At 40.5% G+C, this 17,192-nt stretch carries 17 protein-coding genes, 1 pseudogene and 1 other annotated feature; of the genes and pseudogenes, 6 read left to right on the forward strand and 12 right to left on the reverse strand.

Annotation, left to right across the window (positions count from 1 at the left end):
- Nucleotides 1-41: 41 nt before the first annotated feature.
- Nucleotides 42-259 (reverse strand) — a binding site (T-box leader).
- Between the two features lie 293 nt (nt 260-552).
- The 5 genes from ACVPPQ_RS11005 to ACVPPQ_RS11025 form a co-directional block, all read right to left on the reverse strand.
- The gene (locus ACVPPQ_RS11005; protein ID WP_025082435.1) at nt 553-753 is read right to left on the reverse strand and encodes a cold-shock protein; all 201 of its coding nucleotides are present in this window, start codon (nt 751-753) and stop codon (nt 553-555) included.
- A gap of 98 nt (nt 754-851) precedes the next feature.
- Nucleotides 852-1,892, reverse strand: coding sequence for an aldose epimerase family protein (locus tag ACVPPQ_RS11010; protein ID WP_463494754.1), 1,041 nt, complete (start codon nt 1,890-1,892; stop codon nt 852-854).
- A gap of 12 nt (nt 1,893-1,904) precedes the next feature.
- A complete protein-coding gene (gene galT, locus ACVPPQ_RS11015) occupies nt 1,905-3,392 on the reverse strand; it encodes a UDP-glucose--hexose-1-phosphate uridylyltransferase (protein ID WP_463494756.1) in 1,488 nt (495 codons plus the stop codon).
- 10 nt (nt 3,393-3,402) lie between these two features.
- Nucleotides 3,403-4,395: a UDP-glucose 4-epimerase GalE gene (gene galE / locus ACVPPQ_RS11020; protein WP_463494758.1), complete on the reverse strand. Its 993-nt coding sequence runs from the start codon at nt 4,393-4,395 to the stop codon at nt 3,403-3,405.
- Nucleotides 4,396-4,413: 18 nt separating this feature from the next.
- The gene (locus tag ACVPPQ_RS11025) at nt 4,414-5,580 is read right to left on the reverse strand and encodes a galactokinase (protein WP_463494760.1); all 1,167 of its coding nucleotides are present in this window, start codon (nt 5,578-5,580) and stop codon (nt 4,414-4,416) included.
- A gap of 139 nt (nt 5,581-5,719) precedes the next feature.
- On the opposite strand from ACVPPQ_RS11025, the gene ACVPPQ_RS11030 reads away from it, so the two are divergent.
- Nucleotides 5,720-6,712: a LacI family DNA-binding transcriptional regulator gene (locus tag ACVPPQ_RS11030; RefSeq protein WP_463494762.1), complete on the forward strand. Its 993-nt coding sequence runs from the start codon at nt 5,720-5,722 to the stop codon at nt 6,710-6,712.
- A gap of 43 nt (nt 6,713-6,755) precedes the next feature.
- On the opposite strand, the gene ACVPPQ_RS11035 is transcribed toward ACVPPQ_RS11030, so the two are convergent.
- The 4 genes from ACVPPQ_RS11035 to xylA all read right to left on the reverse strand — a co-directional run bounded on the left by ACVPPQ_RS11035 (nt 6,756) and on the right by xylA (nt 13,216).
- Nucleotides 6,756-8,825: a DNA topoisomerase 3 gene (locus ACVPPQ_RS11035; RefSeq protein ID WP_463494764.1), complete on the reverse strand. Its 2,070-nt coding sequence runs from the start codon at nt 8,823-8,825 to the stop codon at nt 6,756-6,758.
- Nucleotides 8,826-9,283: 458 nt separating this feature from the next.
- On the reverse strand, nt 9,284-9,826 hold the full coding sequence (gene hxlB / locus ACVPPQ_RS11040) for a 6-phospho-3-hexuloisomerase (protein ID WP_463494766.1): 543 nt from the start codon (nt 9,824-9,826) through the stop codon (nt 9,284-9,286).
- A 469-nt stretch (nt 9,827-10,295) separates the two neighbouring features.
- Nucleotides 10,296-11,801 (reverse strand): xylulokinase, encoded by a 1,506-nt coding sequence (gene xylB / locus ACVPPQ_RS11045; protein ID WP_463494768.1) that lies wholly within the window; start codon nt 11,799-11,801, stop codon nt 10,296-10,298.
- 74 nt (nt 11,802-11,875) lie between these two features.
- Nucleotides 11,876-13,216, reverse strand: coding sequence for a xylose isomerase (gene xylA, locus ACVPPQ_RS11050; protein WP_463494770.1), 1,341 nt, complete (start codon nt 13,214-13,216; stop codon nt 11,876-11,878).
- A 219-nt stretch (nt 13,217-13,435) separates the two neighbouring features.
- Between xylA and ACVPPQ_RS11055 the strand changes: the two genes are divergently transcribed.
- Together ACVPPQ_RS11055 and ACVPPQ_RS11060 are read left to right on the forward strand one after the other, a co-directional pair.
- Nucleotides 13,436-14,593: an ROK family protein gene (locus tag ACVPPQ_RS11055; RefSeq protein ID WP_463494772.1), complete on the forward strand. Its 1,158-nt coding sequence runs from the start codon at nt 13,436-13,438 to the stop codon at nt 14,591-14,593.
- Nucleotides 14,594-14,701: 108 nt separating this feature from the next.
- Nucleotides 14,702-15,070, forward strand: a complete 369-nt coding sequence (locus ACVPPQ_RS11060) for a DUF1304 domain-containing protein (protein WP_463494774.1) — start codon at nt 14,702-14,704, stop codon at nt 15,068-15,070.
- A gap of 42 nt (nt 15,071-15,112) precedes the next feature.
- Here ACVPPQ_RS11060 and ACVPPQ_RS11065 read toward each other — a convergent pair whose 3' ends face one another.
- The gene (locus ACVPPQ_RS11065; protein WP_463494776.1) at nt 15,113-15,448 is read right to left on the reverse strand and encodes a hypothetical protein; all 336 of its coding nucleotides are present in this window, start codon (nt 15,446-15,448) and stop codon (nt 15,113-15,115) included.
- Between the two features lie 183 nt (nt 15,449-15,631).
- Between ACVPPQ_RS11065 and ACVPPQ_RS11070 the strand changes: the two genes are divergently transcribed.
- The 3 genes from ACVPPQ_RS11070 to ACVPPQ_RS11080 all read left to right on the forward strand — a co-directional run bounded on the left by ACVPPQ_RS11070 (nt 15,632) and on the right by ACVPPQ_RS11080 (nt 16,399).
- Nucleotides 15,632-15,808, forward strand: coding sequence for a YxeA family protein (locus tag ACVPPQ_RS11070; protein ID WP_463494778.1), 177 nt, complete (start codon nt 15,632-15,634; stop codon nt 15,806-15,808).
- Nucleotides 15,809-15,855: 47 nt separating this feature from the next.
- Entirely contained in the window at nt 15,856-15,990 is a 135-nt protein-coding gene (locus ACVPPQ_RS11075; protein ID WP_463494780.1) for a hypothetical protein, read from the forward strand.
- Between the two features lie 82 nt (nt 15,991-16,072).
- Entirely contained in the window at nt 16,073-16,399 is a 327-nt protein-coding gene (locus tag ACVPPQ_RS11080; protein ID WP_463494782.1) for a heavy metal-binding domain-containing protein, read from the forward strand.
- Nucleotides 16,400-16,472: 73 nt separating this feature from the next.
- On the opposite strand, the gene ACVPPQ_RS11085 is transcribed toward ACVPPQ_RS11080, so the two are convergent.
- Nucleotides 16,473-16,910, reverse strand: a complete 438-nt coding sequence (locus ACVPPQ_RS11085; RefSeq protein ID WP_463494784.1) for a universal stress protein — start codon at nt 16,908-16,910, stop codon at nt 16,473-16,475.
- A gap of 159 nt (nt 16,911-17,069) precedes the next feature.
- Nucleotides 17,070-17,192: pseudogene (locus ACVPPQ_RS11090) on the reverse strand (GTP-binding protein LepA); the annotation flags it as partial.

Consider the following 17,192-nt stretch of genomic DNA (forward strand, 5'->3'; position numbering starts at 1 on the left):
CCTATACAAAAAAGTCCCTGCAATCTTAATTAAATTAAGATTACAGGGACGAATAATTAGCATCTTCGCGGTACCACCCGTGTTATATAGATTAAAGTGCACTTTAATCTATATCACTCTCGATTTTAACGTAAATCACACGTGCGATCACTCTTGCAGAAAGTGTAATTCGATTCGATAATATTTATTAGGTCTCAGCATACCCTAACTCTCTGTAAAATGGATTATCAAATCTACTATGCTTCTCAATCGCTCTATATTTCTATAAGGCCAATCATAATAGAAAGCGTTGTAGTTGTCAACGATTTTCTTTTATTTTTTTATTTTAATTTTAAATCTATCATACTTATTTAAAAATACCTTATACATAAAGTGGCCTGACATCAGTCTTGGGGCACTTATATTAAACAATTATTTTTCTTAGCTATGTGCTATGGATCATCAATTCCCGCCAATCTCAAAAAGCGCTCTATCCTCAGTTGGGATGGACCGCTTTTTTAGCTTCATTTCCAATTGATAATTGGATTATGTCACAGCTTGTTTTATCTTCGATTATAGTTTTGAAACGTTAGCAGCTTGTGGTCCACGGTTGCCTTCAACGATATCGAATTCAACGGCTTGGCCTTCTTCTAATGATTTAAAGCCTTCGTCTTGGATTGCACTGAAATGTACAAAGATATCTTCTTGGCCTTCGACCGAGATAAAGCCGAAACCTTTTTCATTGTTAAACCATTTTACTGTACCTTTTTCCATGATGTTGCTCCTTTAAAATTCACTATATTATCTAGTCATCTTCTAGACAAACACTATTATACGCGATTTTGAAACCGCATGCAAACTGAAAACTAATTTTAATTTAAGTGATATTTCGTTTGACGATGATAGGCTTGATCAGCGTCTAAAACGATATTACCAAAGTCCGGATGATGAATCGCATCCGGCATCATCTGGGCCTCAATTGCGACCGCTACGTGTGGTTTAATCGGTTGCTTGGTCAAATTAGGCTCACTACCAAATCCGTTGGCCGTATAAATCACAATCGCATTACCCTCAGTGGTAATCGTAATCGTGCGACCACTTGTTGGTTCCGTTAATTTTGCATCCACGTTCGTGATTTTTCTATTCAATAAAAAGGCATGATCATAGCCTGTCACCAATTGATTTTGTTTGGCTTGACTCTTAAAAGCATCGGCTATTGGTCGTGCATGCTTTAAATCAAAGACCGTATTATCTACGGGTACCAATCGGCCAGTTGGAATGCCATCAGCTTGAATTTCACTGAAATAATCGCTGTTAATCAATAACTGATGATCAGCAACATCTTGGTCAAAATCACCGGTCAGATTCAAATAAACGTGACATGTAGGGTTAAATAACGTCTTTTTGTCCGTTGTCGCTGCATAATCAACCAACCAATCGTTGGTTTCGGTCAACGTATAGGTCGTCGTCACTTGCAAATTACCTGGAAACCCATTGGCCCCATCCGGACTAGTCAATGTAAAGCTAACGCTAATCGCATCCACTTTTTCAGTGACGGTCGCTTGCCAGACTTTCGATTCAAAACTATTCGGCCCACCATGATTAGTATTGGCGCCATTGTTAATTGGGGTGTGATAGGTCTGCTCATCTAATTTAAAGGTTCCTTGCGCAATTCGACCAGCCACACGGCCTACCGTCGCACCAAAATAAGCATCCTGTTTGATATAGTCCGCTAAATTATCGTAACCAATCACCACGTTTTTAAACTGACCAGCTTGATCAGGTAACACCAAATTAGTAATTGCAGCTCCATAATCAATCACAGCCAGTTGGTAGCCCTGACTATTTTCTAACCAGTGTTGCCAAATCGTTTGCCCATCAATCGTGCCAAATTCCTGACGCCAATATTTCATGATTGTTGCCCCCTATTGATTGATATTTTGAATAAATCGTTGGAAAGCCGCTTGTCCCTGTGAATTTCGTTTATAAACACCGGCATCCTCTAATACGCGTTTAAAGACTTTACCGACTGCTGTTTGGACAATTCCAGTGACATTTGCACGCGTCACGTTTTGTGCCCGTTTAATATCGTCAGCCCACGTTTGATGATAGGCTGCCATCTCGTTGGGTTGGTCACACAAATACTTTTCAACTTCGGCCATTTCGGTTTTAAGCCGGGGTGGTAAAATGGCCAAGCCCATGACTTCAATTAGGCCAATATTTTCTTTTTTAATGTGTTGCACATCAGCGTGTGGATGGTAGATGCCATCTGGAAATTCAACTGACGTTTGATTATCGCGTAAGACCAAATCTAATTCGAATTGTGTGCCGCGCATCCGCGCAATCGGCGTAATCGTATGGTGTGGTGTGCCGTCAGTGTCCTGCGCTAAAATCTGGACTTCGGGATCACTATAGTGTTGCCACCGGTCCAAAATCGTCGTCGCTAAGTCGGCAATTTGACCTGCATCATCGCCAGTTAACCGAATGACTGACATTGGCCAATTAACAATACCGGCTTTGATATCCGCATAACCTTTGAATTGAATTGGTGTGTCAATCGCTGCTTTAGCCATTGGAAAATCATGGCGACCACCTTGATAATGTTCATGGGTCAAAATCGACCCCCCAACAATGGGTAGATCGGCGTTACTCCCCGCAAAATAACCGGGGAATTGTTTGACAATCCCTAATAAATCACTGAAAGTTGTTGCGTCAATTACCATCGGTTCATGTTTGCCGTCCAAGAAAATCGCGTGTTCGTTGAAATAAGCATAAGGTGAATACTGGAAACCCCATGTTTGGTGGTCCATTTCAAAACGAACAATCCGATGATTACGCCGGGCTGGGAAATCTAAGCGGCCCGCATACCCTTCGTTTTCCAAACAGAGTTGGCATTTGGGATAACCGGTTTGTTTCATCGTTTTAGCCAACGCAATTTGTTTCGGATCTTTTTCCGGTTTAGACAGATTAATCGTAATTTCCAAGGGACCGTATGGTGTATCAACATCGTACGCGATATTCTTAGCAATCGCCGCAACTTTAATGTAGTCATTAGCTTGACTTAATTCATAGAAATAAGCCAATGCCTTTTGCGGATCAGTCGCATACAACGTCCAGAAATTGCGATTAACCGCACTAGGAAGTGGTGTCACCAAATCCATCAACTTGGCCCCTAAAATGTCTTGTTCGGCCGCTAAATCGTTAATTTGATGATTGGCGATTGCTAATTGAAGTAGTGCTTCTTTTAAATCAATTAACTGCTGACTCGCTGGCGCAATCGCTGCGGCATCCGCTTCACCCACTAGGTCTAAGACCACATTAAATAAATATTGTTGATCGTCTTTTGTATAATCAGTCGCTGGAAAAGTGAGTACTTTTTCAATAAATGTTTGAATCAATTCTCTTGCTTGCATAATTTGCCCTCTATTTGTCTTGATACCCGTTTGGATGGCTTAAATGCCAGTTCCAAGCAGTTTCGATAATCGCTTCGATATCGTCATATTGTGGTTGCCAACCTAATGTGCCCCGTGCTTTGTCGCTAGCGGCAATCAGGGTGCTGGGATCGCCAGCTCGGCGGGGTGCAATCTGAGTTGGAATCGCTTTGCCAGTCACTTTACGAGCGGCTTTGACGATTTCCATGTTTGAGAAACCAGTTGATGAGCCTAAGTTGAAGGCGTTACTGCCGTTGCCCGCTGCCAAATATTTGAAGGCTAAGATGTGCGCATCGGCGAGGTCCAACACGTGGACGTAATCACGGACGTTGGTGCCATCTGGTGTCTCGTAATCGTCACCGAAGATTGAGAGTTCGGCGCGATCGCCAGCAGCGACTTGTAAGACAATAGGTAATAAATGGGTTTCGGGATGGTGATCTTCACCAATTGAACCGTCCGCTTTAGCGCCAGCGACGTTGAAGTAACGCAATGCGACGAACTTGATGCCGTAAGCTTTGTCTGCCCATCGCATCATGGTTTCCATCATCAACTTACTTTCGCCGTAAGGATTGGTGGGGATTTGTGGATCGGTTTCTTTGATTGGAATGGTTTTCGGTTCGCCATAAGTGGCCGCCGTTGATGAGAAGACAATCTTCTTAACATCAAATTCCGTCATGACTTCGAGCAAGGCAGTCATGCCGTAAGTATTGTTGTCGAAATATTTAAGTGGTGCTTTCATGGATTCTGGGACGATTGAGAAAGCCGCGAAATGAATCACGCCTTCAACGTCTTCTTGGTCGAAGACGGTCCGCATAAAATCTTTATCGCGAATATCGCCTTCGTAGAACCGCGCTTGCGTGTTGACCGCGGCGCGGTGGCCAGTGATTAAGCTATCGACAACGGCGACATCGAAACCTTGGTTGATTAATTGATCGACGGTGTGTGAGCCGATATAACCGGCCCCACCTAAAACTAAAATTGACATTAAAGATTCCCCCTTAAATTAATCTAATTTCTTTGCGCCATCCGCAATTTCTGCGATGTAGAAGCTTGGTGCGTAACCAATTTTAGCGGTGTAAACTTTCGCAACGTTGGCTTCAAAATTTTCAACTTGATCTTTAGCTACAATCGCAATTGCACAACCACCAAAACCAGCACCAGTCATCCGGGCACCCAAGACACCAGGTTGTTCCCATGCGGTTTGAACTAAGGTATCCAATTCAATACCGGTTACTTCATAATCAAATTGCAATGACACGTGTGAAGCGTTGACTAATTTACCAAAACGTTCAAGGTCGTTATCTTTCAAGGCTTCACGGGCCTTCATCGTCCGTTGATTTTCAGAAACAGCATGCCGCGCCCGTTTCAATAACGTTTCGTTTTGTAACAGATAGGCTTGTAAATCGAATGATTCATTATCGAGTTCGCCTAATGATTGAATATCATTTTTAGTTTGTAAAATCGCAAGTGCAGCTTCACATTCACTACGACGTTCGTTATATTTAGAATCTGCTAATTCACGGCGTTTGTTGGTATTCATGATGACAATCACGTTGTCTTGTAAATCAATTGGGACTAAATCGTAATCCAAGGTATTCGTATCTAATAAAATTGCGTGGTTCGCTTTACCCATGCCGACTGCAAATTGATCCATAATACCAGAGTTAACCCCGATAAATTTATTTTCAACCATCACACCAGTCTTAACTAAATCAACGCGATCAATATCTAAGTTAAATTGATCTTCAAGAATGACACCCATTAATAACTCGATTGAGGCTGATGATGACAACCCAGCACCATTGGGAATATTACCCTTTAGATAAATATCCAAACCGTGATTGATTGTATAACCTTGTTCTTGAAGATAAACAATCATCCCTTTTGGATAATTCGCCCAGTTATGTGCTTTTTGATAAGAAAGATCACTTAGGTCAAATGAAATCACACCGGCGTCTTCAAAGTTACCGGAAATTAATTTAAAGGTTTGATCGTCGCGTTTCGCCACCGTTGCATAAGTCCCTAAGGTAATCGCCGTTGGGAAAACGTGACCACCATTGTAATCGGTATGTTCACCAATCAAATTAATCCGGCCGGGTGCAAAATAGCTGGCCTCAGCTTCGGTTTTATAAGTGTCTTTAAATGCGTTTTTCAAGTCTGTCATGTTCATCATAAATTCCTCCTTTATTAATCGCTTTCATTTTACTAAATATTTACTAAAAAATCAAACTATTTTTTTAAAAAGAACGTTTTAATCGGTTTTAATATGCTAAACTAGATAGGTAAACAACGAATTGAGAGGTGCGCCTGTGGCAACCATTAAAGATATCGCCCAATTAGCCAACGTTTCGAACGCAACTGTTTCTCGCGTCTTAAATTATGATCAAACTTTATCAGTTGGCGACGAAACGCGCCAACGGATTTTTGAAGCAGCGGAACAATTAAATTACACGAAGAGTCCTAAAAAAAATAATCCGCAACACGGTCGGATTGCCATCGTTGAATGGTATACCGCCAAAGAAGAGTTGGAAGATCTCTATTATTTGTCGATTCGCTTAGGCGTTGAAACGAAATTACAGGAATTGGGTTATGAAGTCACCCGTTTCTTCCAAAACGACCCCTTCAACACCCTTTCTGACGCGCTCGGCGTGATTGTGATTGGTAAATACAGCCCAGCTCAAATCCAACGTTTAAAGAAATTAAACCCTAATTTAGTTTTTGTTGATATGAATACCTTGGATTATGAAATCAGCTGTGTGATGACCGATTTTAAATCACCGATTAAAAGCGTGCTTGACCACTTCATCGCTCAAAAAATCACTAAAATTGGGATGCTGACCGGTCAAGAAAGTACCGCCGATCAAGTTCAACTTGGCATCGATCCACGACTAACCCATTTTGAAACTTATTTAACCGCCAAAAACCTATATCATCCAGAATGGATTTTAACGGGCGATTTCACCCCAGAATCTGGTTATCAATTAACGATGCAACTTTTAAAAGAACATTCAACTGATTTACCGGAAGCGTTATTTATCGCTAACGATGCAATGGCTGTCGGGACCCTCCGCGCTTTACATGAATCCGGGATCCAAGTCCCAGAACAACTCAGTTTGATTAGCTTTAACGATACGTCAATTTGCCAATACACCTTCCCGACTTTAAGCTCGGTAAAAGTCTACACCGATCAAATGGGTCAAGCCGCCGCTGAATTGTTGATTAAACAACTCAACGCCGACCAAGTGATTCCCCAAGTGATTACGATTGGCACAACGTTAACCTTGCGCAATAGTTCGAAATAAAAACAGCACGCCGCCAGAAATATATCTGGTGGCGTGCTATTTTTTACTTCTCCATCGCTTTGCGCAATGCGGCTGCTAATGGACTTTCAGCAGGTTCATCTTCTTGATTGACCTGTTTCAATAAACGTTGTTCTTCGTGTTTTGAGATTTTCTTTTTACGATCTTTCTTGTCCATCATTTTTTCGGTCGTGCCACACGTTAAACAGCGGAAGAAGGCGCCATTTTTGCCTTCAACAATCGCCATTTTCTTATGACATTGTGGACAACGATGATTGGAAATCTTCGGATCTTTGCGACGACGATAATGACAATTGGTACAAACGTAAATCTTGCCATCACGGGTATTGCGTTCCTTTAATGGATGATCACATTCTGGACATTTTTTATTAGTCAACGCAAAATCGTGGTATTCAGTTTGGCTCGTCTTAATTTCGGTGACTAGTTGTTTCGTAGCCGTTTCAATCTCTTGAATAAAGGCCTCAGGTTGCTTCTGACCATGGGCAATCGCTTCGAGTGATTGTTCCCACTGACCGGTTAATTCAGGCGATACCAGGCTTTTATTGACTAATTTTAATAGTTGCTGACCTTTAGGGGTCGTCGCTAAATGATTGCCATTACGGGTCACCAATTCGGTCTTTACCAATTTTTCGATAATTTCCGCTCGTGTTGCCGGCGTTCCTAAACTATATTTCTCCATTTTACCGAGTAAGGTCCCTTCGGTCAGTGGCTTAGGCGAACTCGTCAGCTGCTCTTTAATCTTAAACTGACCAGGAATCGTCGCGCCTTTTGACCAATCAAAAGGCTTAGTTGGCGTTTCTTCAGTGGTCTTCCAACCGACTTCAATGATTTGCGTTTGTTTAAAGTTAAATGTGTGCTTGCCAAATTGAACCGTCGCTTTAGTAACTGCGGTAACGTGGGGGGCTGCGAATAAGCCTAAGAATCGTTCGACGATTAACCGATAAACTTTTAATTCATCGTTGGATAGTTTAGCGACCCGGGCTGGTTCTTCAGTTGGAATCAACGCGTAATGATCGGTCACTTTTTGATCATTAAAAACCGCTGGTTGTAACACTTTAGCCCCTTGGCCTAAATAGTGTTTCGCACGCGGATCAAACTTAACGAGTGCCGATAAACGGTCCTTCAAAGTCGCCTTGATGTCCGTTGATAAATATTTCGAATCAGTCCGCGGATAACTGACTGCTTTGTGCATTTCATACAGCGATTGAACCAATGACAACGTCTTTTTAGCGGACAAACCATATTTGGCATTAGCCACTTGTTGTAATTCAGTTAAATCATAGGGTAACGGTGCACTTTGTGATTGTTTTTTAGTTTGAACGGCCATCACTTGGCCTGGTTGTTGCATTAATTGCGCGACTAATTGATCAGCCTGTTCCCGACTCGTAAATTGTTGGGGATTAGCCAATTGTAATGTCGCGTTCTGACCTTGATAGTTCAACTGAATTGTATAGTAGGTTTGCGGTTTAAACCGGTTAATTTGGTCCTCGGTTTCGCGCACAAAAGCCAGCGTCGGTGTTTGAACCCGGCCCGCCGATAAGCTATCTTCATATTTAGTGGTCAACGCTCGCGTCACGTTCAGACCGATTAACCAATCGGCTTTCCCCCGTGCCAACGCTGAAGCGTAGAGGTTATCGAATTGTTTAGCTGGTTTCAAATGGGCAAAACCATCCTGAATCGCCTTATTAGTTTGCGATGAAATCCAAAGCCGTTCGACCGGTTTATCAAACTTGATCCATTCCAAAATATAGCGGGCAACAGCTTCCCCCTCGCGTCCCGCATCCGTCGCGATGATTGCGCCACTAATATCTTTGCGATTAGCCAAATGACTGATTGCCTTTAATTGGCCCGTCGTTTTAGGAAGTGGTTTTAGCCCAATTTGTTTGGGAATAATCGGCAAAGTTTCTAACTGCCATTGTTGCCATTCTTTTTTGATGTCTTCCGGTAATTTAAGGGATAATAAGTGACCATACGCCCACGTGATCACGTATTGATCGCCTTCATAATATGTTTTAGTTTTTTGTGTAGTCCCCAACACTTTGGCTAGGTCTTTGGCCACACTCGGTTTTTCGGTAATTACTAATTTTTTAGTCATGTATAAAGTCCTCATCATTTAAATAATTTTTCTAATATAAGTATACATGATAACAAAAGAAAAAGTTATCAATCCGATTAATGGACTAATAACTTTTTTATCTAAAATTAGACTGAAAACTAAAAACACAAAGTTTCCATCGTCGCTCATCGCTAGTTTAAAAAATTCAAAAAGCAGTTTATCCTTCAATTTCGGGATAAACTGCTTTTTTAACTTGATACTCAATTAATAATGCAGCCATCCCCTTGCCGTACTAGTCCCCCAATAAAAATAGATTTTATGATATCGATTTTATTGTCGGTTCAATTCGGCGCCCCATATCTATATCCAAAATACCTCTAGCTACACTTTTACGTTGGCTATGTATCCCTAGACTAATTTTGGTATAAACCCTAACAAAAAGGCCCTTAAGATACGTTGCCACTAATTCAATCGTTCATAATACCATAGAATATCTTTTATTCTAAATTACTATGCACGCCTTTAGCTTCATCGTTTGTGACATGATTACGACGACTTATTTCTAAACATAAAACGTCAAGTGTAATATGCACACTCTGATCAAATAATGTACTAAGTAATTGGATGGACTGAACACCATAGCCATTCTTAGTTGCTCCCGGTACAATAATTATTGCATTTCCAAGTTGAGCTAAGGGCGAATCAGCTTTACTCGTAACTGCAACAACTTTTATACCATCTCGTTTGGCCTTTTTTGTCAATTCTAAAACACGCTGTGTCTGACCAGATCCAGAAACTGATACGAGAATATCATCTCCTTGAATAGACGGCGTAATTGTCTCACCAATCACAAAAACTGTAAATCCAATATGCATTAACCGCATAGCGAATCCTTTCGCCATTAATCCTGAACGTCCAGCTCCTAAAATAAAAATTCGTTTATCTTTTTGTATTAAAGTCTCTGCTTGATGAATCTGTTCCAAATCAACCATCGCCATCACAGTATCAACTTCTTTTACAACATCATCAATTACACTCATTGAATTACCTCCATAAATATTTTTGCCATCATTGATAGATCATCTGCTCCAATTATTTTGCGCTAACAATAATTGTCTCAAAAATTCAACTGAGCTGCTAGTAACTTTATCTATTCTAAATCAATCTCCGCAGCCGCGCTGAAGTTGCTTTACCAAATTTAAAGTATTATCTCGTGTAAAACACTCTATAACGACTTGTAATTTCATTAACTTTCAGAGGTTCCTTCTCTAGCGTAAAACCCACACCGGTTCTCATCTATTCACTTTATAAATAAATAACATCTTCTATAAAAAATAGACTAATCATTCACTCTTTAATTATCTATAATACCTTTTGTATAACTAATAATACAATATACCTTGATAAATACTGTATAAATTCTAAAAAAATTAAAATGTCAGTCCTGTTGCTAGCTACAATCAAAAAACGCCACACGATAAATTTAATATTTATCGTGTGGCACTTTTCTTATAACATCGTTCTTCGATAAGCCATCAAACCATGACTAATTTCAGCCGTTTGGCCGTATATTTTTTTGTAGAGCTTATGCAATGTTTGATATTTTTGAACGTTTTCAGGGTTTGGTAAGTATTCCTTGCCATAGCTGACAAACGCCTTAGCTGTATCTTGAACGGAATCAAACCAACCCACACCAGTCGCGGCAATCATCGCAGCGCCCATTCCGGGGCCTTGTTCGTTGACTAATGAGACGACTTTTTTATTAAAGATATCGGCTTGAATTTGTAACCAAACCGGGCTCTTCGCCCCACCGCCGATGGAAACTACGGTATCAAAATGACTGCCTTTCGCATCGAAAATTTCCATGATATCCGCAAACGAGAAGATAATCCCTTCTAAAACTGCGCGCGTGAAATCTTTTTGTGTATGCGTGCCATCAATTCCGATAAAACTGCCGCGAATATCGCCATCAGGATAAGGTGTCCGTTCGCCGACAATGTATGGTGTGAACAGCAAACCGTTGGCCCCGACCGTTGAATCGGCTGCCGCCGTTACAAAATCGTTAAAGTCGGCTTCTGGTGCAAACGTCTTTTTAAACCATGACAGGCTATAGCCGGCCGCTAAAGTAACCCCCATCGTATAATACTTATTGGGAATCGCGTGGTTAAAGAAATGGAGGCCGCCATTGTAATTAACATCGGCTGAATCCTCGTATTTCAAAACGACCCCAGAGGTGCCAATCGAGGACATCACCATGTTTGGTGATAAAATACCGGCGCCAATTGCACCAGCGGCGTTATCGGCCGCCCCACCGAAAACCTTAGTAGTCGTTTTTAAACCGGAGAAAGTCGCGTATGAATCACTAATCGTCCCCGCCAAATCAATTGATTCAATTAATTTAGGAAAAATACTAATTGGCAAATCAAATTGATCCGCAATCGCTTGACTCCAACATTTATTTTCTTCATCTAACACCACCGTACCGGCGGCGTCGGAATATTCCATCGCTAAATCGCCGGTCATCCGGTAGCGTAAATAGTCTTTTGGTAAGAGGATTGTTTTAACCTTCGCAAAAATTTGTGGTTCATTTTCTTTGACCCATAAAATTTTAGGTAGTGTAAAGCCTTCAAGCGGTACATTGCGAGTGATATCAATAAAAGTTTGGCCCATTTGATTCAGAATTTCTTTGCATTGCGCCGTGGTCCGCGTGTCATTCCACAAAATAGCTGGTCGTAAAACCTGATTATTGTCATCCAACAAGACCAATCCGTGCATTTGCCCTGAATAACTAATCCCCTCAATTTCGTTAGCCTGAATGCCGTCTTTTAAAATTAGTCGGTCAATCGCGACCGTCGTTGAAGTCACCCAGTCTTCCGGATTTTGTTCGCTATAACCGGGCTTGGGTTGTGATAATTGGTAATCAAACCCTTGTTGGGCCACAATTTCACCCTGTTGGTTAACGGCTGACACCTTAACTGCGCTCGTACCTAAATCAACGCCTAATACTAATCCCATCTGTCTAACTCCATTCTATAATGATTTCGAAAATAAAAGAGCGCTGGACGATTGCCATTGCTCTTTTATCTCAATTATTTGCCTAATACGCTAAAGATGTAGTTGTTTAAAGTCGATTTTAATTGTTCCAAATGACCTGATTTAGTGGCTGCAATTAATTCTGCTTGTGGCTTGTCGATAATGTAGTTTTCAAAGTCCTTAAACGTGACTTTACCAGCTTCAAAATCAGCCCCAATCCCAGACTTAAATGAACTGTAACGATCTTCAATCACTTCGTCAAAGACGCGATCTTCAATCAATTTGCTAGCTACTTTCAAGCCGGCAGCGTATGTGTCCATCCCAGCAGTATGGGCTAAGAATAGATCATCCATTGAGAATGATTGACGGCGTGGTTTCGCATCGAAGTTCAAACCACCAGTTGGTAGACCACCGTTTTTAAGCATTTCGTACATCACAAGTGTTGCTTCATAGATGTCATTTGGGAATTCGTCGATATCCCAGCCAATTAACTTGTCGCCCATATTAGCATCTAACGATCCCAATAAACCGGCATCGCGGGCCACGCGAACTTCGTGTTCGTAAGTATGACCTGCTAAGTAAGCATGGTTACCTTCCAAGTTCAATTTGAAATCTTTTTCCAAACCGTAAGTCTTCAAGAAAGCAATCGTTGTCGCTGCATCAGTATCATATTGATGTGAGGTTGGTTCTTTTGGTTTTGGTTCTAATAAGAATTGACCTGTATAGCCAATTTCGTTAGCGTAATCCTTAGCGAGATGGAAGAATTTAGCAATGTGATCTTGTTCTAATTTCATATCAGTGTTTAATAGTGATTCGTAACCTTCACGACCACCCCAGAAAACGTATGATTCAGAGTTAACCCGTTTAGCGATTTCCAATGAATGTTTGATTTGAGCGGCTGAATAAGCAAAGATATCAGCAAATGGGGCCGTGGCACCACCAGCGACGAAGCGGGCGTTCGTAAAGAGACTTGACGTATTCCAAAGAACTTTCTTGCCCGTTTCTTGCATTTTTTCAACTAAATGATCAACCACTTTATCTAAGTTAGCATTGGTTTCACGTAAAGTGTTGCCTTCTGGTGCTAAATCACGATCGTGGAAGGCAAAGTATTCAACATTCATTTTATCTAAAAATTCGAATAAATAATCAACCTTAGCTAACGCTTGTTCCATTGGATCTTCAATCTTATCCCATGGACGTTGAGCTGTGCCATCGCCAAATGGATCGACTAAACGTTGATCCATTGTGTGCCAGTAAGCAACAGAGAATTTCAACCAGTCACTCATTTTCTTGCCATTAATCATTTCATCAGGATTATAATAATGAAAACCATTCCCAGCTTTCAAACCTGATTGATTACCGACATATGTCATTTTTTCTTGATTAAATAATTTCATCACTAAAATCTCCTTAACACTTTTTATGTTAGTTTTTTCAAACAACTAACTTACAACATATAATGTAACCCCTTTCTCTGATTTTTTCAAGCGTTTTCTGTTTTTTATTTATTTTAATGATGCGTGCCATTGTTTAAAATGGATTTCCTTTAAAAAAGTGCTTATTAACACGTAATTCTGGTATGCTTATTGTATTATCAATTCTTAAGGAGCACGATTATGGCTGGATCAATTAATCAGGATGCAATGCGTGATTTGAATTTAAAATTAATGTTACAAATATTATTTAATCGACCACAAACGAGTCGGATTGAAATCGCTAATCATTTAAAACTCAATAAATCGACCATCTCATCATTGTACACAACGCTCTCACAGCAAGGCTATATTAAAGAAATCGGCCAAGGAACGAGTTCAGAAGCTGGTGGTCGGCGGCCCATTTTAATTAAATTTAATCGCCACTACGGTTACTCAATTAATTTCGAATTGGGCCACCATCACTTACGGATGATGGTTAACTGGATCAATGGCGAAAAAATCTCGTTCTCTTCAATGCCTGTAATTGATCAACCCATCGAAACCATCGTTAGCATGATGAAATCACAAATTCGTCAAGTGGCAATTCCGAAAGCAACCCATGGTTTATTAGGCATTTCAATTGCAATTAATGGGATTGTTGACCATAATCACGTTATTGATTCCCCTTTTATAGATATGGCTAATATTAATTTAGAAGACGCGCTTTCAGAATTTAACGTACCAGTGATTCTTGAAAATGAGGCCAATCTCGCCGCCATTGCCGCAAGCGATTATTTAATCCAACCAACTGAACGCAATATCATTGCTTTGGATGTTCATAATGGGATTGGGGCCGGGATTATTATTAACCATAAACTTTATCGAGGCCGGCGCGGTCAAGCCGGTGAAATCGGTCGTTCTATCTTTTATCCTGAACCAAACACCACTCAATTTAAACCCATTGAACAATCATTCAGTGAAGATGCCATCTTCAATCGGCTTAAACTAATCAAATCCGTCCCTCACTTGGATCGAGAACTATTTCTTCAATATTATCGTTTGTCTGATCCAGATACTTGTCAACTCATGCTAGAATTCATTAATGCGATTGCTTTTATACTCTATAATCTCGATCAAAGTTTTAGTCCCGATACGATTTACTTACAATCTCGAATTGTGGGTGAAATTCCTAGTCTAATCGATAATATTAAAACACGTTACGCTGAATTAGCCCCTACTAATCAACCGCGGATTCAATTATCACCAATGATTGAAGCGGCCCCACTCTATGGCGGGGCTTCTTCAATCACCCACCACGTGCTTGGTCTCATCAACTATGATCTCCATTTAATCCCATAGAAATCAACCTAAGACCGCCTTTAACGGAATACCCGTTCAGCGCTTATCTTATGCTTTAATCAACAACTTTGTTATACTGAAAATGATCATTGAAGGGGAGTTCTAAGAATGCATTTATTAATTATCGTTTTAACTAGTCTAATCGCCATCGAACATCTTGGCATTATGGGCATCGAAATGTTTGCCAGTGACCAAACTAAAGCCAACGCTTTTGACATGCCACTTAATTTTGTGGGTCTTCCTAACGCTAAAGTGGCTTTAGGAAATCAAGGTATCTATAACGGCATGTTAGGGGTTACCATTCTTATGGCAAACTTGCTATTCAGCGGTCAAACACTAATGACCGTCTTATCGCTATTGATGTTATACATTGTAATTGTCGCATTATATGGGACTTTCACCGCCACTAAGAAAATTTTCTTCCTACAGTGTTTACCTGCACTAATCACGTTACTATTGATTCTATTTTTTAAATAACCGGCCAAAGAACCCACCTACTTTAATCTTAGGTGGGTTCTTTTAGTCTTTAACGATTTTTACTAAATAATTTTTCAACTCAATTATCATACGCTTATTATGAATATGCTGTTGTTCTAATTTAGTCAACAACCAGTGGCCCAACTCACAATCGTCACTTTGTGGTAACCGCCATTGTTGCGCATAATACACCTGCAATGCCGACTTCACATGGTCATTACGCAATAATTGTAATAATTGCTGCTTGATTTTATCGATTTGCCCTTGTTCTTGTTCTAAAATAATTTCTGATTGCGCTTCTTGATGGCCACCTAATACATAACCTAATCCCGCCGCAAACGATTTAACTTGGCGCATAATAAAATCTTGTTCAGTCAACATAATCCCCCATTCCTATAACTTTAATCAGTTCCATCTAAGCACATTAAGCATCTTTTGGCAAGCGCTTACACGAAATGGTTTAACGAACTAACAAATTTGTTAGCTGACTGTTAGCCAAATAAATGGTGCACAAACTAATTTTCCGGCATAATAAACTTATCAACTTAGGAGGTGCCTTCAATGGCCAAAAAAATACTAATCATCGCACTCCCAATTCTAATCCTATTGGGTTTAGGCGGCATCTATCAATATCGCTACAGTCCGCACTACTACTACGTTAAAGTCACAACCAACGGTGAACGCCAAGTGGATCATGCTGACGATGGTGCTGACTATGTTAGCTATCGTTACAATTAAAGGGTGCCGATCAAGCTGGTCAAACTAAGACCTTAAATTTTAATAGCATGAAAGAAGATAATACCCCCCTTAAGCGCAATGCCTACCTCAAAATTAGTTATACTCGCGCCAAATCTGAAAATGGTTACGAAGCCGTTCCACAAAAAGAAGTCCCTCAAAAGGCTTTAAAAATCATCGATTGATGGCAATTTAATTGACCGCCTTCAGCATATCTGCTACGCTATTATTAGTAAATGAATTAATAACCTTAAAGGAGTGTTCAATATGACAAATCAAATCTTAATCACAACCACTGAAAATATCCCCGGTAAAAATTACGAAGTTTTGGGTGAAGTCTTCGGGTTAACAACTCAATCTAAAAACGTCTTTAAAAACATCGGTGCTTCACTTAAAAACGTGGTCGGTGGCGAAATCGGGGCTTATACCGAAATGATGACTGAATCACGCGACGTTGCCCTTACCCGTCTCCGTAAAAATGCGGCTGATATGGGCGCTGATGCCGTTGTCATGATGCGTTTTGACTCTGGTTCAATCGGTACTGATATGCAATCAGTTGCAGCATATGGCACTGCTGTTCGTTACACCAACTAATTTTAAACATAAAAAAAGAGGTCGCCCAACCAGATATTACTGGTTGGGTGGCCTCTTTTAATGTCTCAAGTCATTAACGCACCAATAAAACATCAACCTTAGCGTGCGTACTAGCATATTGCGCAACCGATCCTAAAACAAACCGGTCAATCGCGCCTTGTCCACTGGTCCCTAAAATAATTAAATCAGTCCCCTGTGCTTCGGGAATCGTCTTGGTTAATTCTTGACGTGGTGTTGAAAATTTCAAAATCGAATCAACATTATCAACGCCATTTCGGTGTGCATACTGCACTTTATCGGCTAATTTTGCTTGAACAATTGTCTTTTCATGTGCGATTAAGCTAGCCGATAAACCAACCGCTGAAACCGCAAAATCACCATCAGGAATTATTTGGGCAATATCGAGATTTGCTTGATTGCCCTTCGCCACCGCGACTGCACGTTCAAATGCGCGATCTGATGCTTTAGAACCGTCGATTCCCACTAAAATATGTTGATAATTCATAATCATGGTAAACCCTCCTTTTGGTACTTTAAATATACCATGTAAAGCGCTTCAATCGTGGCTTTTTTTAAGAAAAAAATAGCCGATTTGCCAACCTACCCAAAATCGCGTAGGCAAATGGTCGGCAAAACGACTATTTCGGGCTTATTCAATTTTTAAGAATCCTTATTTACCGGTCTTATCTTCATCGTTCATCTTCAAAATGGACATGAAGGCTTCTTGTGGCACTTCCACTGAGCCCACGGATTTCATCCGTTTCTTACCGGCTTTTTGTTTCTCAAGTAATTT

The sequence above is a fragment of the Latilactobacillus parafuchuensis genome (assembly GCF_055271665.1).

What these genes read in the sequence shown, in the direction of transcription:
- ACVPPQ_RS11005 (WP_025082435.1), bottom strand. Translation starts at nt 753, where the DNA reads ATGGAAAAAGGTACAGTAAAATGGTTTAACAATGAAAAAGGTTTCGGC.
- ACVPPQ_RS11010 (WP_463494754.1), bottom strand. Translation starts at nt 1,892, where the DNA reads ATGAAATATTGGCGTCAGGAATTTGGCACGATTGATGGGCAAACGATT.
- galT (WP_463494756.1), bottom strand. Translation starts at nt 3,392, where the DNA reads ATGCAAGCAAGAGAATTGATTCAAACATTTATTGAAAAAGTACTCACT.
- galE (WP_463494758.1), bottom strand. Translation starts at nt 4,395, where the DNA reads ATGTCAATTTTAGTTTTAGGTGGGGCCGGTTATATCGGCTCACACACC.
- ACVPPQ_RS11025 (WP_463494760.1), bottom strand. Translation starts at nt 5,580, where the DNA reads ATGAACATGACAGACTTGAAAAACGCATTTAAAGACACTTATAAAACC.
- ACVPPQ_RS11035 (WP_463494764.1), bottom strand. Translation starts at nt 8,825, where the DNA reads ATGACTAAAAAATTAGTAATTACCGAAAAACCGAGTGTGGCCAAAGAC.
- hxlB (WP_463494766.1), bottom strand. Translation starts at nt 9,826, where the DNA reads ATGAGTGTAATTGATGATGTTGTAAAAGAAGTTGATACTGTGATGGCG.
- xylB (WP_463494768.1), bottom strand. Translation starts at nt 11,801, where the DNA reads ATGGGATTAGTATTAGGCGTTGATTTAGGTACGAGCGCAGTTAAGGTG.
- xylA (WP_463494770.1), bottom strand. Translation starts at nt 13,216, where the DNA reads ATGAAATTATTTAATCAAGAAAAAATGACATATGTCGGTAATCAATCA.
- ACVPPQ_RS11055 (WP_463494772.1), top strand. Translation starts at nt 13,436, where the DNA reads ATGGCTGGATCAATTAATCAGGATGCAATGCGTGATTTGAATTTAAAA.
- ACVPPQ_RS11060 (WP_463494774.1), top strand. Translation starts at nt 14,702, where the DNA reads ATGCATTTATTAATTATCGTTTTAACTAGTCTAATCGCCATCGAACAT.
- ACVPPQ_RS11070 (WP_463494778.1), top strand. Translation starts at nt 15,632, where the DNA reads ATGGCCAAAAAAATACTAATCATCGCACTCCCAATTCTAATCCTATTG.
- ACVPPQ_RS11075 (WP_463494780.1), top strand. Translation starts at nt 15,856, where the DNA reads ATGAAAGAAGATAATACCCCCCTTAAGCGCAATGCCTACCTCAAAATT.
- ACVPPQ_RS11080 (WP_463494782.1), top strand. Translation starts at nt 16,073, where the DNA reads ATGACAAATCAAATCTTAATCACAACCACTGAAAATATCCCCGGTAAA.
- ACVPPQ_RS11085 (WP_463494784.1), bottom strand. Translation starts at nt 16,910, where the DNA reads ATGATTATGAATTATCAACATATTTTAGTGGGAATCGACGGTTCTAAA.